Source organism: Serratia sp. HNCC26DJ206 (genome assembly GCF_057180605.1).
The window spans coordinates 135,385-159,583 of record NZ_JBXUGP010000004.1 but is presented as its reverse complement, the minus strand read 5'-3'; the positions used below and the strand labels follow the sequence as shown (position 1 = coordinate 159,583).

The window sequence follows — 24,199 nt, the reverse complement described above, 5'->3', positions numbered from 1 at the left end:
GAGGGGGATAAAACGCAGTTAAAGTTGAGCGATATCAATATTCACCTGCGAGAAGTACGGCATGATCTCTCCCGCAGGTGAATGCAACGTCAAGCGATGGGCGTTGCGCTCCATAATTGTCTTACTTTCTTATTTTTAGAATTACTGCATAGCACATTTGATTCATACAATGCCGGTTTAATCACCGGCATTTTTTTCATCTTTTTTTACCTTAGCCAGGTTTTCATCGGCCAAGGTATTTCCTTTACGCGGCGCTTTCATCCCAGAAACTGGCTTCTATCTTGTGCCCGTCGAGATCGCGGACAAAACAACCGTAATAGGCTGCGCCATAGTGTGGTCGCGAACCTGGAGCGCCTTCTTCTTTAGCTCCCGTCGCCACCGCCTGCTGATAGAACTCATCAACCTGTTTCTTGCTGGTAGCAAAAAATCCTATATGTACGCCGTTGGCGGTTCCGGCAGGCTTACCGTCTATCGGTATTTGCAGCCAAAACTCGGGATAGTCACGGCCATAGCCGATGGCACCGGGGTGTTCCATCACGCGTCGGCAGCCTAAGGCACCAAGCACCTGGTCGTAAAATCGCGCCGCAGCATCAAAATTGTTGGTTCCCAACGAGACGTGGGACAGGCAGGGGGTAATGTTCATCGGTAATCTCCATTTTACTGTATAAATAAACAGTAATGAATAAAACCGTCACTGTCAGGTACTTTATGCGTGAAATGTGAGCAGGATCGAAAACCGTATGGGGAAAACGGTCCGCCTGCGGTTGCAGGCGGAAAGGAGGAGTTATTTAATTTCCAGCACGTTCAGGCGCTCAAACGCAGGCGCGCTCTGTTCATCTGCTTCTTCGGGCTGCCAGCCAACGTGTTGCAGCGGAATGTCTTCGCGGTCAAACGCCAGATCGCCGCCGTCTACCACTTCGCTGCCGTGGTGAATACCTTTGAAGTCAAACAAATCGGTATCGCACAGGTGAGAAGGCACCACGTTTTGCATCGCGCTGAACATGGTTTCAATCCGGCCTGGATAACGTTTATCCCAGTCGCGCAGCATATCGCCAATCACCTGGCGTTGCAGGTTCGGCTGTGAACCACACAGGTTGCACGGGATGATGGGGTATTCTTTGGCGATAGCGAAACGCTCGATATCTTTCTCGCGGCAGTAGGCCAGCGGGCGAATCACTACGTGCTTGCCATCGTCACTCATCAGCTTTGGTGGCATCCCTTTCAGTTTGCCGCCGTAGAACATATTGAGGAACAGCGTTTGCAGAATGTCGTCGCGATGATGGCCTAGAGCAATTTTAGTTGCACCCAGCTCAGTGGCGGTGCGGTAAAGAATGCCGCGCCGCAGGCGTGAACACAGGGAGCAAGTGGTTTTACCTTCTGGGATCTTCTCTTTGACGATGCCGTAGGTATTTTCTTCGACGATCTTGTACTCCACACCCAGCTTTTCCAGATATTCCGGCAGAATATGCTCCGGGAAACCGGGTTGCTTCTGATCGAGATTCACAGCAATCAGAGAGAAGTTTACCGGGGCGCTCTGTTGCAGATTGCGCAAGATTTCCAGCATGGTGTAACTGTCTTTACCACCAGACAGGCATACCATGATGCGATCACCTTCTTCAATCATATTGAAGTCTGCGATGGCTTCACCCACGTTACGGCGCAGGCGTTTTTGCAATTTGTTGAGGTTGTACTGCTCTTTTTGGTTTACCACGTGTTTCTCTTGCATGTTAGGGGCATTAGTCGCTATGCGCTGTATGGTACTTATTGCAGCGCTGAATGCCAGAGCGTTTTTCGTCATAGACGAAAAAAAGGCGCGAACCTGTCGCGCCCTGAGGGGATTACTCTGATGGCGACTTCTCTGCTTTTCCCGCCAGCAGGCTGAGGAAATCGTATTTTTGCTTCAGCTCTTTTTCTGCTGCTTGATAAAGCGCGGCAGCGACTTCGGGTTGCTGCGTATTAAGGCGGCGGAAACGCTGTTCTTTATTCAAGGTTGCGGCCAGATCGCTATTGGGTGGGCGCGAGTCCAGCACCAACGGCAGTTTGCCCTCATCGACCCGGCGCGGATCGAAACGGTATAACGGCCAGAAGCCTGTGGCGGTCAGTTGCTTCATCTGCTCGTGGCTGAGTGCCAGATCGTAACCATGCTCCTCGCACGGGCTGTAGGCGATGATCAACGATGGGCCCGGATAGGCTTCCGCTTCCTGAATCGCTTTCACCGTTTGGTTAAGCTGTGCCCCCAGCGAGATTTGCGCTACATACACATGGCCGTACATCATCATGCTGACGCCGAGATCCTTACGTGCCTTGCGTTTGCCGTGCTCACCAAACTTGGTGACCGCCCCCAGAGGCGTGGCTTTGGATTGCTGCCCACCGGTATTGGAATAGCATTGCGTATCCAGCACCAACACGTTGACGTTTTCCGTCAGGCTCAGCACGTGATCCAGCCCACCAAAGCCGATATCGTAAGCCCAGCCATCACCGCCAATCAGCCAGATGGATTTATCCACCAGATAATCGGCATCGGTGGCCAGTTGTTTGGCATCGTTGCCGGTCATCGTAGCCAATAGGCTGCGCAATTCGGCAATCTGCTGGCGGCGCGGTTCTGGTGCAATATCTTCAGCCTGCAAGGCGCTTACCAGTTCTGCTGGCAGCTGCGGTGCCAGGGTTTCCAGCAAGCGCAGCACGCGGCTGCGATGCTGATCCACCGTTAAGCGAAAGCCCAGGCCAAACTCGGCGTTGTCCTCAAACAGTGAATTGGCCCAAGCCGGGCCGCGCCCAGCCGCGTTGGTGGTATAAGGCGTGGTGGGCAGGTTGCCGCCATAGATGGAAGAACAACCGGTGGCGTTGGCGATCAGCAGTCGATCGCCATAAAGCTGGGTCAGCAACTTGATATACGGCGTTTCGCCACAGCCGGAGCAGGCACCGGAGTATTCGAACAGCGGCGAAATCAATTGTGAAGTTCGGATATCGATACGTTCTATCTGAGCAGGATCGATTTCCGGCAGTTGCAGGAAGAAGTCGTAATGGGCTTTTTCTTCCTCTAAATGCGCTAAGCGTGAAGCCATGTTGATCGCTTTGACCTCTGGGTTCTGGCGATCTTTTGCTGGGCAGACCTCCACGCACAGATTGCAGCCGGTGCAATCCTCTGGGGCGACCTGCAACACATATTTCTGGCCGCGCATATCGCGCGCTTTCACATCCAAGGATTGCAGTGAGGCAGGGGCATGCTCCATCGCCTGTGGCTGAACCACTTTGGCGCGGATGGCCGAATGCGGGCAGGCGGCGACGCAGTGGTTGCACTGAGTACATAAATCCGGCTGCCAGATCGGGATCTCTTCGGCAATATTACGTTTTTCCCATTGGGTGGTGCCTACCTGCCAGGTGCCGTCCGGCGGGAAAGCCGACACCGGCAAGGCATCACCGAGCCCGGCCAACATCGCGGCGGTAACGGTTTTGACAAAATCTGGCGCAGCATCGGCAACCACCGGCGGGCGCAGCGGGCTGTGGCTGTCGATGGGGTGCAGCGGGATCGCCGTCAACGCATTTAAAGTGGCACTCAGCGCCTGCCAGTTACGTTCGACAATCTCCGGGCCTTTATTGCTATAGCTGCGGGCAATCGCATCCTGCAACTGTTGCAGCGCCACATCGCTGGGCAAGATCTGCGTCAGATGGAAAAATGCCATCTGCATGACGGTGTTGATACGGGCACCCAGTTGGCATTCCCGCGCCAGTTTGGCGGCGTTGATAATGTAGAACTTCGCCTGGCGTTGGTTCAGCAGGGCCTGAACTTCCTGCGGCAAGCGCGACCAGACTTCTTCGGCGCTATACGGCGTATTCAGCAGGAAAGTGCCACCCGGCTTAAGGCGTTCCACCATTTGGTATTTGTCGATGAACTGCCACTGGTGGCAACCGACAAAATCGGCCTGAGTGACCAGATAGGCTGAATTGATCGGTTTTTCGCTGACCCGCAGGTGTGACACGGTTAAACCACCGGCCTTTTTCGAGTCATAGACAAAATAGCCCTGCGCGTACAGTGCGGTGCTGTTGCCGATAATTTTGATGTTGTTTTTGGTGGCAGACACCGAACCGTCGCTGCCCAGGCCATAGAACAACGCTTCCAACGAAGCGCGCGGCGGCAGAACTTCTGTGCTCAGCGGCAGGGAAAGACCGGTCACATCGTCGAAAATCCCCACGGTAAAGCGTGGACGGGGTTGATCCAACGTCAATTCTTTGAATACCGCCAGTGCGCAGTCTGGGCCGAACTCTTTGGAAGACAACCCGTAGCGCCCGCCAATCACCCGTGGCAACGTGGCGCGCTCGCCCCGGCTGAAGGCTTCCGCCAGCGCAGTCATTACGTCCAGATACAGTGGTTCAGCCAGTGCGCCGGATTCTTTGGTGCGATCGAGCACGGCAATTTTTTGCACGCTTTCCGGCAGCGCGGCGAGCAGGTGCTGGGCGGAGAAGGGGCGGAACAGGCGCACTTTCAGCACGCCAACTTTTTCCCCACGCGTCAGCAGCGTATCAATCACTTCTTCGCAGGTACCGATGGCCGATCCCATCAGGATCACCACGCGTTCGGCCTGCGGATGGCCATAATACTCAAACGGCTGATAGCGGCGGCCGGTCAGTTGGGCAAATTTCTCCATCGCTTCGCTGACGTGGCGGTAGGTCTGGTCGTACCACGGATTGGTGGCCTCGCGCGATTGGAAGTAGGTATCCGGGTTGGCAGAGGTGCCGCGTACTACCGGACGATCTGGCGAAAGCGCGCGGCTACGGTGCGCATCAATCGCTTCTTGCGGTAGCATTTGCAGCAGCGTGTCATCGCTCAGTGGGACGATCTTGTTGATTTCGTGCGAGGTGCGGAAGCCATCAAAGAAATGGATAAAGGGTATACGGCTGTTTAGCGTGGCGGTTTGGGCGATCAGCGCAAAATCCTGCGCTTCCTGCACGTTGCTGGCGCACAGCATGGCACAGCCGGTTTGGCGCACGGCCATCACGTCGGAATGATCGCCGAAGATCGAGAGCGCATGGGTAGCAACGGTGCGTGCCGCCACGTGCAGTACGAAGGGCGTCAGTTCCCCGGCCAGTTTGTACAGGGAAGGGATCATCAGCAGCAAACCTTGGGACGAGGTGAACGAGGTCGACAGCGCCCCGGTTTGCAGCGCACCGTGTACGGTGGCAATCGCGCCGCCTTCGGACTGCATTTCCACGACGCGTGGCACGTCTCCCCAGATATTTTTCCTGCCGTCGCCGGACCAGGAATCAGCCTGTTCCGCCATGGTTGAGCTTGGGGTAATGGGATAAATGGCAATCACTTCACTGGTGCGATAGGCCACGGAGGCGACAGCGTTATTACCATCGGTAGTTATCATTTCTGGTACCTTTCTGTGCTCACAACGCTGCAAAAGCGATCTTTTGCAGTAATGCTTAAAGTCTAACAGAGGGATATATTCACGCTTTATCGCATTTGTGTGGCTCGGATAACGTTGATGTAACGCGATATTTCTCCACGTCCAGGCTCAGCTAGGATATAGTGGCTGCGGTTTAAAACTAATTTAATCGCTGTGTTTCATACTAATAAAACTCCACTTAAACAGAAGAAAAACTAATGACCGGATTTATGTATTTAACCATGGCAATTATCGCTGAAGTTATTGCTACGACCATGTTAAAAGCCTCTGAGGGTTTTACCCGCTTATGGCCTTCGGTAGTGGTGGTCGTCGGCTATGCCATCGCATTTTGGGGGCTGTCGATGGTGGTAAAAACTATGCCGTTGGGGATTGTGTATGCTATCTGGTCGGGAATGGGTATCGTGCTGGTTTCAGTAGCGGCGGTGTTTATTTATCAACAGAAATTGGATCTGCCAGCGGTTCTTGGCATGAGCTTAATTATTGCCGGGGTGCTGGTGATTAATTTATTTTCAAAAGCGTCGGTGCACTGATTATTAGTGATGGTTGCGCTCAGAATTCCTCTCAGGTCAAAAAAAAGGCAAATAAACGCGCTGCGATATTCTCATTATTTAATTATCAGGCTAGATTAAATAGGCTTGTATCAGAGATAGGCTCTCAGCCCTCGGTGGGGCTTTGAGTATACCGTTTATAGCAATGGCGATTTTACACAGCAAAGTCGTAACGGGTTCAGAGGTAAAATAATGACTACAGCAAAATGGCTGCTTGCCAGCGTCGTACTGGTTTTGGCTGCTTGCAGCAGCAATAACAACGAAGAACCACCGCAGAAAGGCACCAGCGCCAATATTGGTATGATACCGACCAGCGCTCACTGCGCCAGCGTGGGCGGCGTGACCACCATCGCGCACAATCTGAACGGTGATACGTTGAGGATGTGCCAAATGCCAAACGGCAAGCAGTGTGAAGAGTCGGCGTTGGGGCAGGGAGCCTGCGCAGGCTGATGCAGTAGCCGGGCCACGCTGCTGGCCCGGTTAACATACTCGGCTTAGAGCTGGTTCGGGCAGCTTTCACCCTTGGAAAGCTGTTCGATATTTCTCAGCGTGGTTTCCGAAATGCTGGTCAGCGCCTCTTCGGTCAGGAACGCCTGGTGACCGGTGAACAGCACGTTATGGCAGGCCGACAGACGGCGGAACACGTCATCCTGGATCACGTCGTTGGATTTATCTTCAAAGAACAGATCGCGCTCGTTTTCGTACACGTCCATCCCCAGAGCACCAATTTTCTGCTGCTTCAGCGCGTCAATGGCCGCTGATGAGTCAATCAACCCGCCACGGCTGGTGTTAATCACCATTACCCCATCTTTCATTAGCGCAAAAGCATCGGCATTCAGCAGGTGATGGTTTTCCGGCGTCATTGGGCAGTGCAGGGTGATTACGTCAGATTTGCCATACAGGGTTTTCAGATCGACATACTCCGCTCCCAGTTCCAGCGCCTGTTCGCTCGGGTAAGGATCGTAAGCCAACAGCTTCATACCGAACCCTTGCAGAATGCGCATGGTGGCAATACCGATCTTGCCGGTACCGATCACCCCTGCCGTACGGTTGTGCATATTGAAACCGATCAGCCCTTCCAGTGAGAAGTTGGCGTCGCGGGTGCGTTGATAAGCGCGATGAATACGGCGGTTCAGGCACATCATCATGCCTACCGCATGTTCGGCGACCGCTTCCGGTGAATAGGCCGGAACGCGCACCACTTTGATACCCAACTCTTTAGCGGCCTCCAGATCAACGTTATTGAACCCGGCACAACGCAGGGCGAGGATCTCGATCCCCATTGCAGCCAATTCCTCCAACACTTCGCGGCAACCATCGTCATTCACAAAAATACACACCGCTTTGCAGCCGTGGGCGGTCTTGGCGGTTTTCTTGCTGAGAAGAAAATCAAAAAACTCCAGCTCATAACCAAACTGCTGATTTACCAGCTCAAGGTACTTGCGGTCATACTGTTTGGTACTGTAAATCGCCATTTTCATCGTGGTTTCTCCCGCGTAATCATCTGTTTAATTTAGTCTATTTTGCTAAATTCGACAATGAGTTAGCTTAGCCGTGCGCTAGTGGTGAACAAGGGTTTAGTGCTAGAAATCAGAGCATTAGTGGTTTTTACCGCGCCGAGGGGGATAGAAACCTATATATTACTAATGGGAATGTATCACCTTCACCTGATAGGGGATTCATGCCATCATTAGCCGCGATTTAACGGCAATGACTCTGTTTTATCAGTGTTTATCGGGAATAAAATCAGCGCGTAATGACAAAGAGATTAAAAATATCCATTGGGATAGTGGCGGGTATCCTCCTCCTGTTAATCACGCTGTGGCAGACGCTGCCACGCTGGTTGCCACGCGCTATCACCCCTTGGCTGCCGCAGGGTAGCCAACTGGTGTTGCAGGGGCCGTTGCGCTGGCAACAGGGGGCTCTGCGTATTGATGGAGTGCGCTTTAACGCGCAGGGTTGTGCCATCGCTGATGCCAGCAGCCTGAGCCTGGCTTATCAGCGGGGGCGCTGGTTGTTGAACGGCGATCGTCTGACGGTGGACACCGCCTGTCTGCCCAAATTACCCGCCGGTGATGCCAACCCGGCACCGCTGACGCTGGATCGGTTGCAAAGCCAGCTACCGCCGTTTGACCTGAATATCAATCTGTTCACTCTCGCCCCGTGGCAATTTTATGCCGGTAAATTGCAATTGTTATCTTCGGCCGATGGCCAGCAACTGCATTATCAGGGGGAAAATCTTACCGCCGAAGCGGTACTGGACGATCGTCAACAACTGACGTTCAATCGCCTGAGCATCACACCGCCCAATGCTGCGCCGCCGGTTCAACTGAGCGGTAAAATGACCGTGCCGCTGGATTTGAGCAGCCTGCCAGCTCAAGGGGCGCTGCGAGGGGAAGTACAAACCGTTTATCTGGACAATCCTTTGCTGCTGGATCTGCGCTGGCAACAGCAGCAAGGGGTGCTGATGTTAACGGAAAAAGGCAGCGACCAACCCTTGGCGACGTTGCCATGGGAAGTGACGCCCCAGCAGATCCGCATTAACCAGGGGGAATGGCGCTGGCCTTACGTTGAGCAACCGCTTAGCGGCGGATTGAGCTTGGCGCTGCATGACTGGAGTAAAGGGCTCGATGAAACCCAGATCAGCGCACGGTTGAACGTGATCACCGCTGGGCATAACGGCAAAGGCAACGCCGTGCTGACGCTGGGGCCGGGCAAAGTCGGGTTGACCAATAGCGATCTCAGCTTCCAACTGACCGGCCAAGCCAATCTGGCCGACTTTTCGTTCACTGCGTCGATCCCTGGCGTGATCGGCGGCACTATTCTCAACCCTACATTGGCCCTGCAACCCGGTTCGCTGCTGCGCGCCTGGGGGCAAGTCACGCCTGATATGAGGTTGGAAGAGGCCCGCCTGCCGCTGGCCGGGGTGAAAGTAACCGCCGCAGGGATCACCGGGCGGTTGCAGGCGATTGTTAGCGCCAGCGATCGCTATTGGGGCCGCTTCCGGCTGCATCTGGATGGGCAGGCACAGACGTTCTGGCCAGACAACGGTGACTGGCAATGGCACTATTGGGGGAATGGTCAGTTGCCTCCGCTACAGGCGGCCTGGGATGTGGCGGGCAGCGGCCGTTGGCAGGATTCCACCATTACGCTCAGCCAACTGTCGACCGGATTCAATCAGCTCAAATATGGCATGGTGACCGTGGTGGCACCACGACTGACGCTCAACCAACCCCTGGTGTGGCAGCGTGATGCCAGTGCGCCACGCTTTAATGGCGATCTGCAACTGGTGGCGGAGCGGGTCAACTTCAGCAATGGTGCTCATCTGCCGCCTTCGGTACTGAACTTGCAACTCACCGGTAAACAACCTGGCAATTTCCAATGGCAGGGCACGCTACAGGCCCAACAGATCGGGCCGATAGCCCTGCGTGGCCGTTGGGATGGCGAGCGCCTGCGTGGTGAAGGCTGGTGGCCGAAACAGTCGCTGACGGTATTCCAGCCGCTGATTTCGCCGGAGTTGAATTTCAAACTGCGCGATGGCCAGTTTTATGCGCAATCGGCGTTCTCCGCTGCACGCCAACAAGGCTTTGAAGCCGGTGGCCATTGGGTAGTGAGAAACGGTGGCCTGTGGCTGAGCGACGGTGAAGTGAGCGGGGTGGATTTTGTGCTGCCCTACCGGCTGACAAATCACCAATGGCAATTTGGTGCCAAACGGCCGGTGATGCTGCGCATCAAGCTGATCAGCAATTTGTTTGAAATGCAGAATATTACCGCCGATTTGCAGGGCACATATCCTTACAGCGAGGCACAGCCGTTGACGCTGAGCAACGTGGGTGTCGATATCCTTGATGGCCATATCAGCCTGTCGGCTTTGCGGTTGCCACAGCATGATGCGGCGGTATTGAAACTGGATAAGATCGAGCTCAGCGCGCTGTTTACCGCTCTGAATCCGAAGCAGTTTGCGATGTCTGGGCGCGTGAACGGTGAATTACCGCTGTATCTCAATCATCCTAAATGGTTGGTACGCGATGGTTGGATCGCTAATGATGGCGTGTTGACGCTGCGGCTGGATAAAGACATGGCCGATGCGATTGGCAGTAATAATCTGGCAACCGGCATCGCTATTGATTGGCTACGTTACGTTGAAATCAACCGCTCGAAGGCGCGGGTCGATCTCGACAATCTGGGTGAACTGACGCTGAAGGCGCAAATAAATGGCGCAAACCCACAGAAAAATGCCAAGCGTGAGATTATCCTTAATTACAGCCATCAGGAAAACGTGTTTCATCTGTGGCGCAGCTTGCGTTTCGGTGACAATTTACAGGAGTGGCTGGAGCAGGCCCTCTCACAACCTGGGGAACAACCATGAATAACACGACCGGGGCGTTGTTGGCTGCCGTACTAGGTGCTGGCTTACTGAGCGGTTGCGTGCCGCGTATTGAAGTAGCGACGCCGAAAGATCCGATCACCATCAATATGAACGTCAAAATTGAACATGAGATCCGCATCAAGGTGGATAAAGACGTTGAAAATCTGCTGAAAAACCAAAGCGATTTATTCTAGGAGCCGAGATGAAAAAACGTTATCTATGGTTGATAGGCGCTGGGTGGCTGTTCAGTGGGATGGTTCAGGCGCTGACGCTGGACGAAGCCAAACAACAGGGGCGGGTGGGTGAAACTTTGAGTGGCTATATCGCCCCCGTTAAGCAGGATGCAGAGACTGATGCCTTGGTACAGCGTATTAATACCGGCCGGGCCGAAAAATACCAGGAAGTGGCAGACAGCAATCACATTGCGATCGACCAAGTGGCGCGCCTGGCGGGGCAGAAACTGGTCACCCGCGCACCTGCCGGTGAGTTTGTTCGCGGAATCAACGGCCAGTGGCTGAAGAAATAAAAAAGCGCGCCCTTAGGCGCGCAACAGAAATGCAGTTATTTATTATTGTGGGGTAATACGAGTTTTGCAGGGTTTGTCTTACTCGATTCGCTCGTGGTGATTATGCCGCGATCACTTCAGCCAGTGCCGCTTTGGCATCGGCCTGCGCCTTGGTGGCAACGTCTGGACCATAGGCGATACCTTCAGCAAACACGAATTCCACCTCGGTGATGCCGATAAAGCCCAGGAACAAGCGCAGGTAAGGCTCGATCAGATCGGTTGCGGTGCCCTTATGGATGCCACCACGGCTGGTCAGAATAATAGCGCGCTTGCCTTTTACTAGGCCTTCTGGGCCACTCTCGGTATAACGGAACGTCACGCCAGCACGGGCAATCAGGTCAAAATAGTTCTTCAACTGGGTTGGGATGTTGAAGTTATACATGGGTGCAGCGATCACGATGGTGTCATTGGCCTGCAGTTCGGCAATCAGCTCATCAGACAGTGCCAGCGCTTCTTTCTGACGTGGCGTCAGTGGCGCATCTGAAGGACGCAGCGCACCCACCAGTTCACCATCCAGCACCGGGATTGGCTGTGCGGCCAGATCGCGCACGGTGATGGTATCGTTGCTGTGCGCCGTGGCCCACTGTTCAACGAAAAAATCGGCCAATTGGTTGGACTGGGAGTAGGCTGCCAGAATGCTTGATTTAAGAACCAAAACTTTGCTCATCGGTAGTTCCTTGGTTATGACAGTGACATCAGGACATGGTGTCCTTTGCATGGAATACACTCTATTCATCTTTATACAACAGGGATAGCGGAATATTTCGAGACCTTTGTTCGATTTTATTGAATGAAGTAAAAGCGGCTAAGCGGATGGATTATGGCGAGAAACTTCCTTGTGATATTCTGTCGTCCTGAAACCAAATGATGGTTACCCCTATTTAAAATCGTTGCTGTGCAGTGATAACGCAGCGAAGAAACAAGGAATACCGAACGTGAAATCTCCGCTCGCGGCACTGTCAGCGCAATTGTCTGACTTGATGCTCCGTGATCAACAGCGCTTGCAACGCCGATTGCAGGGGGCGCGCAAAGTCAAAAATCCCGATGCTCAACAGGCGGTTATTACTGAGATAACCGGTGATATCGCTCAGGCGTTGCAGAAAGCGCAGTCGCGCGCGGCGTCATGTCCAAAAATCTCTTACCCGGAAAGCCTGCCGGTCAGCCAGAAGAAACAGGACATCCTGAACGCCATTCGCGATCATCAGGTGGTGATCGTGGCCGGTGAAACCGGTTCGGGTAAAACCACCCAGTTGCCGAAAATCTGCCTGGAGCTTGGGCGTGGGGTAAAAGGGCTGATCGGCCATACCCAGCCGCGTCGCCTGGCCGCACGTACCGTCGCCAACCGCATTGCCGATGAGCTGGAAACTCCGCTGGGCGGCAGCGTGGGCTACAAAGTGCGCTTTAACGATCAGGTGGGTGAAAACACGCTGGTCAAACTGATGACCGACGGCATCCTGCTGGCCGAGATCCAGCAGGATCGGCTATTGATGCAGTACGACACCCTGATCATCGATGAAGCACACGAACGCAGCCTGAACATCGACTTCATTCTGGGTTATCTGCGGGAACTGCTGCCCAAGCGCCCAGATCTGAAAGTGATCATCACCTCGGCCACCATCGATCCGCAGCGTTTCTCGCGCCATTTCAATCATGCGCCGATTATCGAAGTTTCTGGCCGTACCTATCCGGTAGAAGTGCGTTACCGGCCGGTGGTGGATGACGCCGACGATACCGAACGCGATCAGTTGCAGGCGATCTTTGATGCGGTCGACGAACTGGGCCGTGAAGGACCGGGCGATATTCTGATCTTTATGAGCGGCGAGCGCGAAATCCGCGATACCGCCGATGCGTTAAACAAGCTGAATCTACCGCATACCGAAGTGCTGCCGCTGTATGCGCGCCTGTCGAACAGCGAACAGAACCGGGTGTTCCAGTCTCACCATGGCCGCCGCATCGTGCTGGCGACCAACGTGGCGGAAACTTCACTCACCGTGCCAGGCATCAAATACGTGATCGATCCGGGAACGGCGCGTATCAGCCGCTACAGTTTCCGCACCAAAGTGCAGCGCCTGCCGATCGAGCCGGTTTCCCAGGCTTCGGCTAACCAGCGTAAAGGCCGCTGCGGGCGCGTTTCTGACGGGATCTGTATCCGCCTGTATTCGGAGCAGGATTTCCTGTCGCGCCCGGAGTTTACCGATCCGGAAATTCTGCGTACCAACCTGGCTTCGGTCATTTTGCAGATGACCTCGTTGGGGCTGGGGGATATTGCCGCCTTCCCGTTTGTCGAAGCGCCAGATAAACGCAATATTCAGGATGGCGTGCGGTTGCTGGAGGAGTTGGGGGCGCTTAAAACCGCCGCCAATGGCCATTTCCAGCTCACGCCGCAAGGCCGCCAACTGGCCCAGTTGCCGATCGATCCGCGTCTGGCGCGCATGGTGCTGGAAGCGCAGAAGAGCGGCAGCGTACGTGAGATGATGATCATTACGTCCGCGCTGTCGATCCAGGATCCGCGCGAGCGGCCGATGGATAAACAGCAGGCTTCAGATGAAAAGCACCGCCGTTTTGCCGACAAAGATTCCGATTTTATGGCGTTCGTCAACCTGTGGGATTACCTGAAAGAGCAGCAGAAAGAGAATTCCTCCAGCCAGTTCCGCCGCCTGTGTCGCAACGATTTCCTTAACTATCTGCGTGTGCGTGAATGGCAGGATATCTACACCCAACTGCGCCAAGTGGTCAAAGAGCTGGGCCTGCCGGTTAACAGCGTGCCTTCGGACTACCGCAGCATACACACCTCTCTGCTGACCGGTTTGCTGTCGCACGTCGGGCAAAAAGATGCCGACAAGCAAGAGTTTACCGGTGCGCGCAACGCTCGTTTCTCTATCTTCCCCGGTTCTGGCCTGTTTAAGAAGCCGCCGAAGTGGACGATAGTGGCCGAACTGGTGGAAACCAGCCGCCTGTGGGGGCGCATTGCCGCGCGCATTGAGCCGGAATGGATCGAACCGCTGGCGCAGCATTTGGTAAAACACCATTACAGCGAACCGCACTGGTCGAAATCCCAGGGTGCCGTGATGGCCAGCGAAAAAGTCACGCTGTTCGGCTTGCCGATCGTCGCTGCCCGCGCGGTGAATTACAGCACCATTGATCCGCTGTTGTGCCGTGAGCTGTTTATCCGCCATGCGCTGGTGGAAGGGGATTGGCAGACACGCCACGCTTTCTTTGCTGCCAACCTGAAGCTGCGCGCCGAGGTGGAAGAACTGGAACACAAATCACGCCGTCGCGATATTCTGGTGGATGATGAAACGCTGTTCAGCTTCTACGATCAACGCATTCCTAGTGACGTGGTCTCTGGGCGACATTTCGATAACTGGTGGAAAGCGGCCGCTAAGCAGAAACCTGATTTGCTCAACTTCGAAAAAGCGATGCTGATCAAGGACGGTGCCAATAAGGTCAGTGCGCTGGATTATCCCAACACCTGGTATCAGGGCGATCTCAAGCTGCGCCTGACTTACCAGTTTGAGCCTGGCACTGGTGCGGATGGGGTGACGGTGCATATCCCACTGCCGATCCTCAATCAGGTGGAAGCGGCCGGTTTTGAGTGGCAGATCCCCGGTATCCGCCGCGAACTGATTATTGCTTTGATCAAATCGCTGCCGAAGCCGGTGCGACGTAATTTTGTGCCAGCACCCAACTACGCGGAGGCTTTTCTTGGCCGCGCCACGGCACTGGAAATGCCGCTGTTGGATTCACTGGAACGTGAGTTACGCCGCATGACTGGCGTGACGGTGTCACGTGAAAATTGGCAATGGGATCAGGTGCCCGATCATCTTAAAATGACTTTCCGCGTAGTGGGTGAAAAACACAAAACGCTGCGTGAAGGCAAAGACCTGCTGGCGTTGAAACTGCAACTGAAAGAGCAGGTGCAGGAAACGCTGTCGGCGGTGGCGGACGACGGCATTGAACAGAGCGATCTGCATATCTGGAGCTTTGGCAAGCTGCCTGAGTTTTATGAGCAGAAACGCGGTGGTTACTCGGTCAAAGCTTATCCGGCGTTGGTGGATGAAAAAGACAGCGTAGCGATCCGCCTATTCGACAGTGAACAGGAACAGCGGCAGGCCATGTGGCAGGGAACGCGCCGCCTGCTGCTGCTGAACATTCCGTCCCCGATCAAATATCTGCATGAAAAGCTGCCGAACAAAGCCAAACTGGGGTTGTATTTCAACCCCTATGGCAAAGTGTTGGATCTGATCGATGACTGTATCTCATGCGGTATCGACAAGCTGATTGCCGAACATGGTGGGCCGGTCTGGCAGGAAGAAAACTTTGCCCGGTTGCAGGCGTTGGTGCGTGCGGAGTTGAACGAAACGGTGGTAGAGGTGGCCAAGCAGGTCGAACAGATCCTGACCACGGTGTTTAACATCAATAAGCGCCTGAAGGGCCGGGTGGATATCTCACTGGCGCTGGCACTTTCAGATATTAAAAGCCAGCTTGGTGGCCTGATTTACCGTGGATTTGTTACTAATAACGGTTTTCATCGTTTGTCGGATACCCTGCGCTATTTGCAGGCCATCGAACGCCGGTTAGAGAAATTGGCCGTCGATCCGCAACGCGATCGCGCGCAGATGTGGCGAGTGGAGCAGGTGCAACAGGCGTGGCAGCAGTGGCTGAACAAACTGCCGCCGAAGCGTCAGCAGGACGATGAGGTGAAAGCCGTGCGCTGGATGATCGAAGAACTGCGCGTTAGCCTGTTTGCCCAGCAATTGGGCACGCCTTATCCCATTTCTGATAAACGTATTCTGCAAACTATCGATCAGCTTTCGGCGTAGATAATACCGCACCGGTCGTTGCCAGCTCGGTGCGGTCTCTTCAGCTATTTACCTGCCGCCAATGCATTCAGGGCATCGCGAATAGCGGTAACGGAAAGCGCTCTGTTGTCAGCCCGGTAACGATCTTCCGCTGCCGGTGCTGAACTCTGAATGGCGATCAGCCGCCAGCCATCATTGGTTTCCAGCAACAGCGGGGAACCACTGTCGCCCGGCAGCGTATCACATTGATGTGACAGCACGCCTTTTTGTGCCCAGCCGGTGATTTTGCAGCCTTGATGGCCATAGAGCTTGTCCAGATGATCTTCCGGATAACCGGCCTGAGTAATCAGGCGCTTCGTCTTCTTCAATGCCTGGGTTAATGCTTTACTGTCACCCTGCCACAGTGGTAGCGGTTTGATCGGCAAAGGGGTCTGCTCTTTCAGCCGAATCAGCGCAAAATCATAAGCGGCCGCGGCAGGAGGTACGATCCAACCGTCACCATCGGGTTTAAGCTTTTTGCCTAACTTCGGGTCAACCAGCGTTTCGATATTCTCCGTCTGGTATTGCCAGCCGTTGGTATTGGAAATAAAACGCAGAGTCACTGCCTTATCAAGATGACCCGGTGGTGCCAGTACGCAATGGCCCGCAGTGAGCGCCAAATGAGGCGAGATCAGCGTGGCGGTACACAGATTACCGCTGGCAGTTTCTACCTGACCAATGGCCTGCCAGGGTGATTCGCTGGTTTTTGCTACTTTGATGCGCTCATCTTTGCCGAAAAACAGGCGGGTTTGTTCTGCCTCAGACGCATCAGAAGGGCTGTCAGCGCGGGCGGAAAAGGATAAAACCAATGGAAATGAACACAGCAACAGCAACAGCAAAACGGGTATGCGCATAGGTTTCTTGTCTGACAAGTACGAATTTCCTATAAATACAATGAGTGCTAACTATAGACCGATTTGGCTATCGTGTGGATGGTCTGTCATTGATTTCCTGACAAAACTGACGGGAAATTAAAGATAAAAGAAGGCGGCGATTAATCCGCAAACGATCAGGGTGCCAAGGATGATCTCAAACAAGTAGCGACGCAGCATAGTGACAACCCCCGATGGTAAAACACCCGGCGAACCGGGTGTTGAGCAAAATTTGCCAGAACAGGTGAGGGGTGCCTCACGCCAGGTGGCTATCAAGCCGCCGGAGTTGCTGCTTTTTTACTGGCTTTTTTGTGATGTTTTTTAGCTGCCTGGGCTTTCTGAACGGCTGCTTTCTTGTGGTGCTTCTTGGCGGCTTGGGCTTTTTGTTCAGTGGCTTTCTTCGCGTGATGTTTTTTCGCATGAGTCGCTTTAGCCGGTGCAGCCTGAGTGGTGGTTGCACCAGGTGCCGCAGGAGCCATGGTATCAGCAGCGAAAGCAACAGAAGACAGACCCATTACTGCGGCAACCATCAGAGCTAATACTTTTTTCATGGTGAATCCCTCAAATTACGGTTTATGTTTTAACCCCACTGCGGGGCCGTTGAAACAATCTTATGTAAAGTCTGGAATACTTTCCGTGAGTGATTGGTTTCGGCTTGTAACTCAATGTACAGGGCCTTTATTTCTTATTTTAGTTACAACATACATTAGCTAATATTAACCCCAACATCTGCGGCTATAGTGCATCGGGTAACATCGCACACTCTGATATTTCTTAACGCTTAACAGTGGGAAAAGGCACGGAATACCCGTGCCAGAAGGGGATGACAATTACAGATAGCGGTTTTCCAAGTGCTGGCGGAAATAGCGTGGATTTAGCGTTTCACCCGTCGCATTGACGATCAGGGTCTCGGTCGAGTATTGGCTGCCGTGACGCCAGATATTTTGCTGCAACCAGTGGAACAGGGCGCTTAAGTCGCCCGCTGCGATATCATCGCTCAAATTGGGCAGCGCTTTACGTGCGTGCTGGAATAGCTGCGCGGCGTACATTGCACCAAGGGTATAGGTAGGGAAGTAGCCAAAAGTACCATCGGTCCAGTGAATGTCCTGCATGCAGCCATTACGATAATTGCTCACAGTATCTAACCCGAGATAGCTATGCATTTTCTCGTTCCACAACGCCGGAATATCCTCTACTTCAATCTCGCCTTCAACCAACGCCTGTTCGATTTCATAACGCAGAATCACATGGGCTGGATAGCTGACCTCGTCGGCATCAACGCGGATCAGGCCGGGTTTTACGCGCTGATTCAAACGGATAAAGTTGCTTTCTTCCAAGGCTGCCTGCTCACCAAACTGGGCGGTAACCAAAGGACGCAGGATCTTCAGGAAATCGCTGCCGCGTGCCAGTTGCATTTCAAAAAGCAGGCTTTGCGATTCATGAATGGCGGTAGAACGAGCCAGAGCAACGGGTTGGCCAAGCCACTCACGCGGCAGGTTCTGCTCGTAACGGGCATGGCCAGTTTCGTGCACGATGCCGAGTAACGCGGTAAGAAACTCATTCTCATTATAGCGGGTGGTAATGCATGCGTACATCTTCCGGCACACCGCCGCAGAACGGATGCACACTCACGTCAACACGGCCACCGTCGAAGTTGAAACCGAGCAGTTTCATGACGCTCAGGCCGAGTTTACGTTGCAGTTCAACATCAAACGGGCCCTGTGGGATCAGGCAAGGTTCTTTTGCCTGTTTGGCGACCACTTTTTGCAGTAAATCCGGTAGCCAGGTTTTTAGATCGCCGAAAATCCGATCCAGATCGCGGCTGCGCATGCCGGGCTCATACAGATTGAGCAAGGCGTCATAACGGCTGACACCGGCCGCTTGCGCCCGGATTTGTGCTTCTTCACGGGTCAGTTTGACCACTTCACGCAGGTTATCGCTAAAACCCTCCCAATCATTGGCAGGGCGTTGCGCGCGCCAGGCGTGTTCACAGCGTGCGCCAGCCAATGACTTTGCTTCAACCAGAGATTCTGGCACCAGCACGGCGTTATCATACTGGCGGCGCATTTCCAGTAGATTGGCGCTGTCAATACCACTCAGAGACTCTTGCTGAGCGCGTTCAAGCAGCGTTGCGGTTTTGGGGGCCGTCAGGATCCACGCTCAATTCAGCCAGAGCTTCAGAGCGGGCCTTGTTGCCACCTGGTGGCATCATGGTCTGCATGTCCCAGCCGCTGATGGCGGATAGGTGGTCAAACCGCGAAAGGCGGGTGAATAACGCGCGTAGCTCTTGGTAAGCTGATGAGGAATGTGCAGATGTCATGAATTAGTTCCCTATAATATCCCGCGTAGAGGTTGTTGCCCACAATGTACTATAGGTCGCCGCGCTCGAGAAAAAAATCAACCCTGGTTAGCAATAACGCACTAATACAGGGTGTTTGGTTATCACAAAATTGTTCGAGATTAATACCCCTATTAAGTGCAAAAGCAATACCGCCTTCTAGGAAGGCGGATTTTTACTTTGTGCAACAAAGAGCAATTTTTACCGGGTTCAGTAAGTCAAGCCGTGCCCGAAGGGGTAGATGATTTCGCCTTCAGGAGATTTGATATCAACAGGCAATTTACCGCTAGGAACATTAAAGAGGAGGGTATCAGCATCATTTTTAAACAATGTTCTGATGCCTGCCCGAATATTGGCTTCAAGAGAGTTACGATTGTTATTAGTGACATCAAACCCGGTGATACCATAAATAGCCAGGTTAGCGGTCACATTATCCAAATAAGCAATGTCGTAGGGATTGCGTGATGAGATCACAACCAGGGGGATTCCCAGCTCTCTCGCTTTATCAATGGTCTGTTGTGCAGCATGCCCTTTGGTTTTTAGATTGTAAGTGACCAGAATAACCAGATCGTTGGCTTTAATACTTTCTTCCAGAGTGTCTGGCACGGTTTGCTGATCCAGCTTATAGGCCAGGCTGGAAACTGTGATTTCCTGGTTTTCAAGCTGGCTGGCAATGTTTTGCAATTCACTTCGGATAATATCATTGCGCGTATTTTCATCAGAGATGATCAGCACGTTATTCTGTGCATTAAGGGAATAGGGCAACAGGTTGTCATTCTTGATAAGCGTAACGGCGTGTTCTGCCACTTTCTGTTCATCGCGTTTATGCGCTGGTGAAGCAACGACAGATTGAGCGAACTCCAAAGTATGTGAATTGTTGGTGGCCGCGATCTTTTTTGCCAATTTAGTTTGCACAACCCGGGTCGCCGCTTCTTGTAGGCGTGACGCAAACTCTGGGTTTTTATAGTGTTGAGTTTCCAGATATTGGTAAAGCTCTTCCAGTTGTTCAATCCCCTGTTGATCCCAGACATGGACTGGCATCACGATGACATCGCTGCCTGCCATCAACGCCATTTCCACTGCTTCATTAGCACCAAAGTTCTCGGTGATCGCTCCCATATCCATTGCGTCAGTAAATATCAGACCTTGGAATTTGAGCTCATCACGAAGAATACCAGTGATGATTTTTTTGGATAATGTGGCTGGCAAACCGATTTCAGTACCATCTTTTTTAGAAACTACTGTGGTATCGTCAAGGGCAGGAACGATGATATGTGCCGTTATTACGGCATCAATGCCCTGTTCGATAACGTATTTGAATGGTAACAAATCGCTTTGCCGCCATTCGCTTTCAGTATAAGGAACCAGCGGCAGCCCAAAGTGCGAGTCGGTTTCCACATTACCGTGGCCAGGGAAGTGCTTTGCGGTGGACAGAACAGAGTTCTGCTGCAATCCCTTGATATAGGCACCCGACATCTCATTAACCAGCGCAATATCGCTGCTGAACGAACGCACGCCGATAACCGGGTTATTCTGGTTGGTATTGATATCCACCACCGGAGCAAAGTTAATGTTCACTCCCAGTGCGTTGAGTTCCGAGCCGTGAACTTCACCCACATGTTGTGCCATATTGGCATCGCGCGTTGCTGCCAGTGCCATATTACCCGGCATTTCTGTGCCTTCGCGCAGACGCGTGACATATCCGCCTTCCTGATCGGTGCTGATCAGTAAAGGCAACTGATAACTGGCCTTCTGTAAATCCTGAATCAGCTGATAACTTTGTGGCGTATTAATAAAGTTTTCCCGAAACAGGATCAAAGAGCCCAGCCGGTAGTCATTGATGACTTTAGCCAGCTCGGTAGGGAGTACGGTGACACCTTCCGGTTCCCCAGCAGCGTTTTTGCCCCAGTTACGCACATCCAGCATTAGCACCTGGCCAATCTTTTCTCGTGGGCTCATCTGAGTTACTATTTGTTCGGCACTGGTTTGCGGTTCTTGCTGGCTGGAGGATACTTTAGCGTTATCGCACCCCATCATTGTCAGACTGGAAATAAACACAGCAACAGTTGCTACTCCTGGTATTTTCATTGCATTCCCTCATGATGAATAAAAAATTCATCACAGAGAATAATAAATTCCTAGAATAATAATAGGTTAGAATTTAATATTCATGGCTTGTATCACACTTCTCACATGGAAAATGAGGATGTATACCGACCTTTTGTAGATTCAGGGGCGTAATGTGTCGCTATGGTAAATAAAATAAGCGGTTGATATTAGCTACCATATAGCTATATTTCGCGATCACTTCCTCTTGGCGCTCTGATAGTTTTTACTTATCAAAGTCAGTTAAGGTTAAAAAGTCTGTTTGACCGGCCAGCAGAAACGGAAACTGGCACCGCCCAGAGAACTGGCTTCGACATAGACATGGCCCTGATAGGCCACCGCAATGGAATGAACAATCGCCAGCCCCAGCCCGCAGCCCCCGGTTGCGCGATCGCGGCTCGGATCAAGGCGTACAAAAGGTTCGAAGACGCGCTCACGTTCGTCCGGCGGAATACCTGGGCCGTCATCTTCCACTTGCAGGCAGGCACCATCGCCATCAAACCACAGGCCGACGCGCAGGTTCTGCTCCGAGTAACGCAGCGCATTGTTGACCAAGTTATCCAGCACTCGCTCCATCAGCCGCAAATCGACACCGCCAAAATCACCGACGTGCGGGATATTCAGCTCAATCTGCCGCTCGGGATGGACCAACTGCATGTCCGCCACTTTATCTTTCAGCCAGCCAGGTAAATCGATCGGTTCGATGTTCAGCGCCAGCTGCGGGCGATCCAGGCGTGCATAGGTCAGCAGTTCGTCGATCAGCGATTCCAACTGGCCGATATCACGATTTAGCGCCTGCTGTTCGCTTTCGGAAAGATTTTCGCTCATCGCCAAGCGATAACGCAGACGAACCAGCGGGGTGCGCAGCTCATGGGCGATCCCATCAATCAGCTGTTTCTTGCTGGCAATCAGCGTGCTGATGTTATCCGCCATCTGGTTGAACGCCACGCCGAGCCGGCTGAGGCTGGAAGTGGGTTCAAAGTAGGTACGTTCGTTGAGATGCCCAGCCCCCAAACGTTGGGCAGCGTTCTCCAGCTTCAGCAAATCCCGCCAGTGCGGGCGCATCCACAGGAACACCGGCAGAGCTAACGACATCCCGATAAAGATCAGCAAGACCAGATCCAGTATCCGCATTTGATGCAGATAGAACAGGTAAGGGATCGGGCCCACCACTAACACATAGTGGCTGCGTGGAATACGCTGCATAAAAGTATAGCGATCGTCCAGGGCGATGATCTCACCCAGGCGCAGCCGTTTGGTCAGTTCTTCGCTCAGGTTCTGCTTGCCGAGGGGTTCGATATGCAGTTGGAACGACAGGTTTAAATCCAGCGTAGCGATGGTTTTGTTCCAGTCTTTGAGCGGGGTATCCCGCAGTTCGCTGCGCATCAGATACAGCGAACTTTTCATCAGATCGTCCATCGACTGGCGGCCAGCGCGCTCGGCGGTGAATTTATAAACCAAGCCGACCAGCATGGCCATAACCAAAAAGCAGACAAACAGCAGTAAAAAGAACTGAACAAAAAGCTTTCTCATTGCTGCACCGATGCCCAGGCGTTGGGTGCGAACAGGTACCCCTTGTTACGCACGGTTTTGATGCGGAACGGTTCCAGCGCATTGTCATACAGTTTGCGGCGCAGGCGTGAGATCGCCACGTCGATGCTGCGATCCATACCGTCATAACTGACGCCGCGCAGGTTTTGCAACAGGGCTTCGCGATCCATGATCTGCCCGGCGTGAGTTGCCAACTCCCACAGCAAATCGAAATCTGAAGTGGATAGGGTGATGATCTCTTCACCCAGCGTGACCTGTCGGTTGACCGGATCGATACACAGCAAGCCGAAATGCAGCGCATTGTGCTGGGTGATCGTCTGCATTTGTTCTTCTTTCGGCTGGCTGCCGTGCTGGCGCAGGTGTAAACGCAGGCGAGCCAACAGCACCGCTGGCGGCGTGGTCTTCAGGATGTAATCATGGGCACCCATTTCCAACGATAGAATATGGTTCATATCGCTGTCGAGAGAGGTGAGCAAGACGATAGGGCCAGGATAAACCGGACGCAGATCGCGGCACAGCGTCATGCCATCTTTGCCGGGCAGCATGATGTCTAATAGCACCAAGTCCGGCTGTTCCCGCTCAATGCAGGCCTGTGCTGTGTCGCCACGCGGTTCGATAATAACGTCAATATCGTGCTTGCCCAGATAGGCAGCAATCAGTTTGCCCACTTCCGGGTCGTCTTCTACAAAAACAATTTTAGTCATTTTGCGTGCTTTTATAAGAAAAACGGCATTCAGCATAGCGCGCCATTCGGTATTGCGCTATCCCACATTCAGCGCAGCGGCCGTCCGCCGTCGACACCATGAGTCCGCCCGGTAACGTAACGGCTACTCATCAGATAATCCACCAGATTGACCACCTCATCTTCGCCAGGGGCGATTTTCATCAGTGATTTTTCCAGTGCTTGGCGGCGATAGGCTTCATCATCGTCAGGATTAAACATAATCAGCGCCGGAGCGATGGCGTTCACTTTCACTTCGGGTGCCAGCTTGCGCGCAAAAGAGCGCGTCATGTTATCCAGTGCAGCTTTACTGGCGGCGTAGGCGATGTGTTTGTCACTGCCTTTTTCCACTACGTAATCGGTCAGATGGATAATATCGGCACCGGCTTGCCCTTGGCCGCGCAGGCAGGGTTCCAGCAGTTGATTTAACAGGTACGGCGTATAAACATGGATTTGCAACATGGAGGCCATGACCTGCTCCGGCGGCATCGAGGCTGACTCAGCCAGCCAGGCGCTGGCGTTGTGGATCACCGCACGCAGCTTTGGTGCGATCTCAGCAACCTGCTCCGCAAACCGGTAAATGCCCGCATGTGCCGAAAAATCACTTTGCAGGCAAATTGCCCCTAGCTGTTTCAACTCGGCCAATGCCGGATAATCGCTGCGATAGGCAATGATCACCGGAATGTTACGCTGCAAAAATGACTTGGCCAGTGCCAGTCCAATCCGGCGTGCTCCGCCGGTAATCAGCACCGGGGCTGAGTTGTGAGGTACCATCAAGTAAAGCTCCTGGGCAAGCTGGCAAACAATGAGGGAATCATGCCATTATACGTTAGGCAGTTAAAGCTTCCCTTCGATTATCCATTTTCAGCTGCATTAC

18 protein-coding genes and 1 pseudogene are annotated in these 24,199 nt (G+C 53.2%); 6 read left to right on the top strand and 13 right to left on the bottom strand.

The window, feature by feature from the left end; translation table 11 throughout:
* Positions 1-244: 244 nt before the first annotated feature.
* From AC2A1E_RS04370 to nifJ, 3 genes are all read right to left on the bottom strand, one after another.
* Positions 245-643, bottom strand: a complete 399-nt coding sequence (locus AC2A1E_RS04370) for a VOC family protein (RefSeq protein ID WP_484382722.1) — start codon at positions 641-643, stop codon at positions 245-247.
* Between the two features lie 141 nt (positions 644-784).
* Positions 785-1,726, bottom strand: coding sequence for a tRNA 2-thiocytidine(32) synthetase TtcA (ttcA, locus tag AC2A1E_RS04365; RefSeq protein WP_484382721.1), 942 nt, complete (start codon positions 1,724-1,726; stop codon positions 785-787).
* 112 nt (positions 1,727-1,838) lie between these two features.
* Entirely contained in the window at positions 1,839-5,372 is a 3,534-nt protein-coding gene (gene nifJ, locus AC2A1E_RS04360) for a pyruvate:ferredoxin (flavodoxin) oxidoreductase (RefSeq protein WP_484382720.1), read from the bottom strand.
* Between the two features lie 236 nt (positions 5,373-5,608).
* On the opposite strand from nifJ, the gene AC2A1E_RS04355 reads away from it, so the two are divergent.
* Both AC2A1E_RS04355 and AC2A1E_RS04350 read left to right on the top strand, forming a co-directional pair.
* A complete protein-coding gene (locus AC2A1E_RS04355) occupies positions 5,609-5,941 on the top strand; it encodes an SMR family transporter (protein WP_484382719.1) in 333 nt (110 codons plus the stop codon).
* Between the two features lie 210 nt (positions 5,942-6,151).
* Positions 6,152-6,409 carry a putative hemolysin gene (locus tag AC2A1E_RS04350; protein WP_459402649.1) on the top strand — a complete coding sequence of 86 codons (258 nt, stop codon included), beginning with the start codon at positions 6,152-6,154 and terminating at the stop codon, positions 6,407-6,409.
* Positions 6,410-6,453: 44 nt separating this feature from the next.
* Here the strand turns inward: AC2A1E_RS04350 and AC2A1E_RS04345 are convergent, their stop codons facing one another.
* Entirely contained in the window at positions 6,454-7,440 is a 987-nt protein-coding gene (locus tag AC2A1E_RS04345; RefSeq protein ID WP_484382718.1) for a 2-hydroxyacid dehydrogenase, read from the bottom strand.
* 275 nt (positions 7,441-7,715) lie between these two features.
* Here AC2A1E_RS04345 and AC2A1E_RS04340 point away from each other — a divergent pair, with 275 nt between their 5' ends.
* From AC2A1E_RS04340 to AC2A1E_RS04330, 3 genes are read left to right on the top strand one after another with little or no spacing between them, the layout of a single operon-like run.
* Positions 7,716-10,328, top strand: coding sequence for a YdbH family protein (locus tag AC2A1E_RS04340; RefSeq protein ID WP_484382717.1), 2,613 nt, complete (start codon positions 7,716-7,718; stop codon positions 10,326-10,328).
* Complete coding sequence (locus AC2A1E_RS04335; RefSeq protein ID WP_484382716.1) at positions 10,325-10,522, top strand: YnbE family lipoprotein; 198 nt, start codon at positions 10,325-10,327, stop codon at positions 10,520-10,522. Before AC2A1E_RS04340 ends, AC2A1E_RS04335 begins: the two co-directional genes overlap by 4 nt.
* 8 nt (positions 10,523-10,530) lie before the next feature.
* The gene (locus AC2A1E_RS04330) at positions 10,531-10,854 is read left to right on the top strand and encodes a YdbL family probable chaperone protein (RefSeq protein WP_484382715.1); all 324 of its coding nucleotides are present in this window, start codon (positions 10,531-10,533) and stop codon (positions 10,852-10,854) included.
* Positions 10,855-10,954: 100 nt separating this feature from the next.
* Here the strand turns inward: AC2A1E_RS04330 and azoR are convergent, their stop codons facing one another.
* On the bottom strand, positions 10,955-11,560 hold the full coding sequence (azoR, locus tag AC2A1E_RS04325) for an FMN-dependent NADH-azoreductase (protein ID WP_484382714.1): 606 nt from the start codon (positions 11,558-11,560) through the stop codon (positions 10,955-10,957).
* 268 nt (positions 11,561-11,828) lie between these two features.
* Between azoR and hrpA the strand changes: the two genes are divergently transcribed.
* Positions 11,829-15,716, top strand: coding sequence for an ATP-dependent RNA helicase HrpA (gene hrpA / locus AC2A1E_RS04320; protein WP_484382713.1), 3,888 nt, complete (start codon positions 11,829-11,831; stop codon positions 15,714-15,716).
* A gap of 44 nt (positions 15,717-15,760) precedes the next feature.
* On the opposite strand, the gene AC2A1E_RS04315 is transcribed toward hrpA, so the two are convergent.
* The 8 genes and pseudogenes from AC2A1E_RS04315 to folM all read right to left on the bottom strand — a co-directional run bounded on the left by AC2A1E_RS04315 (position 15,761) and on the right by folM (position 24,096).
* Positions 15,761-16,588, bottom strand: a complete 828-nt coding sequence (locus tag AC2A1E_RS04315; protein ID WP_484382712.1) for a trypsin-like serine peptidase — start codon at positions 16,586-16,588, stop codon at positions 15,761-15,763.
* Positions 16,589-16,705: 117 nt separating this feature from the next.
* Positions 16,706-16,786: a small membrane protein YdgU gene (ydgU, locus tag AC2A1E_RS04310; protein WP_473191582.1), complete on the bottom strand. Its 81-nt coding sequence runs from the start codon at positions 16,784-16,786 to the stop codon at positions 16,706-16,708.
* Positions 16,787-16,878: 92 nt separating this feature from the next.
* Positions 16,879-17,157: an acid resistance repetitive basic protein Asr gene (asr, locus tag AC2A1E_RS04305; RefSeq protein WP_484382711.1), complete on the bottom strand. Its 279-nt coding sequence runs from the start codon at positions 17,155-17,157 to the stop codon at positions 16,879-16,881.
* Between the two features lie 279 nt (positions 17,158-17,436).
* Positions 17,437-18,926: pseudogene (locus tag AC2A1E_RS04300) on the bottom strand (carboxypeptidase M32).
* Positions 18,927-19,154: 228 nt separating this feature from the next.
* Positions 19,155-21,032, bottom strand: a complete 1,878-nt coding sequence (gene nagZ, locus AC2A1E_RS04295) for a beta-N-acetylhexosaminidase (protein WP_484382710.1) — start codon at positions 21,030-21,032, stop codon at positions 19,155-19,157.
* A gap of 267 nt (positions 21,033-21,299) precedes the next feature.
* The gene (gene rstB, locus AC2A1E_RS04290) at positions 21,300-22,583 is read right to left on the bottom strand and encodes a two-component system sensor histidine kinase RstB (RefSeq protein WP_484382709.1); all 1,284 of its coding nucleotides are present in this window, start codon (positions 22,581-22,583) and stop codon (positions 21,300-21,302) included.
* The gene (gene rstA / locus AC2A1E_RS04285; protein ID WP_484382708.1) at positions 22,580-23,305 is read right to left on the bottom strand and encodes a two-component system response regulator RstA; all 726 of its coding nucleotides are present in this window, start codon (positions 23,303-23,305) and stop codon (positions 22,580-22,582) included. The genes rstB and rstA overlap by 4 nt, the downstream gene beginning before the upstream one ends.
* Before the next feature lie 68 nt (positions 23,306-23,373).
* Positions 23,374-24,096, bottom strand: a complete 723-nt coding sequence (gene folM, locus AC2A1E_RS04280) for a dihydromonapterin reductase (protein WP_484382707.1) — start codon at positions 24,094-24,096, stop codon at positions 23,374-23,376.
* Positions 24,097-24,199 lie beyond the last annotated feature (103 nt).

Excerpts from the sequence above, each read along its gene's own strand:
- AC2A1E_RS04370 (WP_484382722.1), bottom strand. The coding sequence starts at position 643 with ATGAACATTACCCCCTGCCTGTCCCACGTCTCGTTGGGAACCAACAAT.
- ttcA (WP_484382721.1), bottom strand. The coding sequence starts at position 1,726 with ATGCAAGAGAAACACGTGGTAAACCAAAAAGAGCAGTACAACCTCAAC.
- nifJ (WP_484382720.1), bottom strand. The coding sequence starts at position 5,372 with ATGATAACTACCGATGGTAATAACGCTGTCGCCTCCGTGGCCTATCGC.
- AC2A1E_RS04355 (WP_484382719.1), top strand. The coding sequence starts at position 5,609 with ATGACCGGATTTATGTATTTAACCATGGCAATTATCGCTGAAGTTATT.
- AC2A1E_RS04350 (WP_459402649.1), top strand. The coding sequence starts at position 6,152 with ATGACTACAGCAAAATGGCTGCTTGCCAGCGTCGTACTGGTTTTGGCT.
- AC2A1E_RS04345 (WP_484382718.1), bottom strand. The coding sequence starts at position 7,440 with ATGAAAATGGCGATTTACAGTACCAAACAGTATGACCGCAAGTACCTT.
- AC2A1E_RS04340 (WP_484382717.1), top strand. The coding sequence starts at position 7,716 with ATGACAAAGAGATTAAAAATATCCATTGGGATAGTGGCGGGTATCCTC.
- AC2A1E_RS04335 (WP_484382716.1), top strand. The coding sequence starts at position 10,325 with ATGAATAACACGACCGGGGCGTTGTTGGCTGCCGTACTAGGTGCTGGC.
- AC2A1E_RS04330 (WP_484382715.1), top strand. The coding sequence starts at position 10,531 with ATGAAAAAACGTTATCTATGGTTGATAGGCGCTGGGTGGCTGTTCAGT.
- azoR (WP_484382714.1), bottom strand. The coding sequence starts at position 11,560 with ATGAGCAAAGTTTTGGTTCTTAAATCAAGCATTCTGGCAGCCTACTCC.
- AC2A1E_RS04315 (WP_484382712.1), bottom strand. The coding sequence starts at position 16,588 with ATGCGCATACCCGTTTTGCTGTTGCTGTTGCTGTGTTCATTTCCATTG.
- ydgU (WP_473191582.1), bottom strand. The coding sequence starts at position 16,786 with ATGCTGCGTCGCTACTTGTTTGAGATCATCCTTGGCACCCTGATCGTT.
- asr (WP_484382711.1), bottom strand. The coding sequence starts at position 17,157 with ATGAAAAAAGTATTAGCTCTGATGGTTGCCGCAGTAATGGGTCTGTCT.
- nagZ (WP_484382710.1), bottom strand. The coding sequence starts at position 21,032 with ATGAAAATACCAGGAGTAGCAACTGTTGCTGTGTTTATTTCCAGTCTG.
- rstB (WP_484382709.1), bottom strand. The coding sequence starts at position 22,583 with ATGAGAAAGCTTTTTGTTCAGTTCTTTTTACTGCTGTTTGTCTGCTTT.
- rstA (WP_484382708.1), bottom strand. The coding sequence starts at position 23,305 with ATGACTAAAATTGTTTTTGTAGAAGACGACCCGGAAGTGGGCAAACTG.
- folM (WP_484382707.1), bottom strand. The coding sequence starts at position 24,096 with ATGGTACCTCACAACTCAGCCCCGGTGCTGATTACCGGCGGAGCACGC.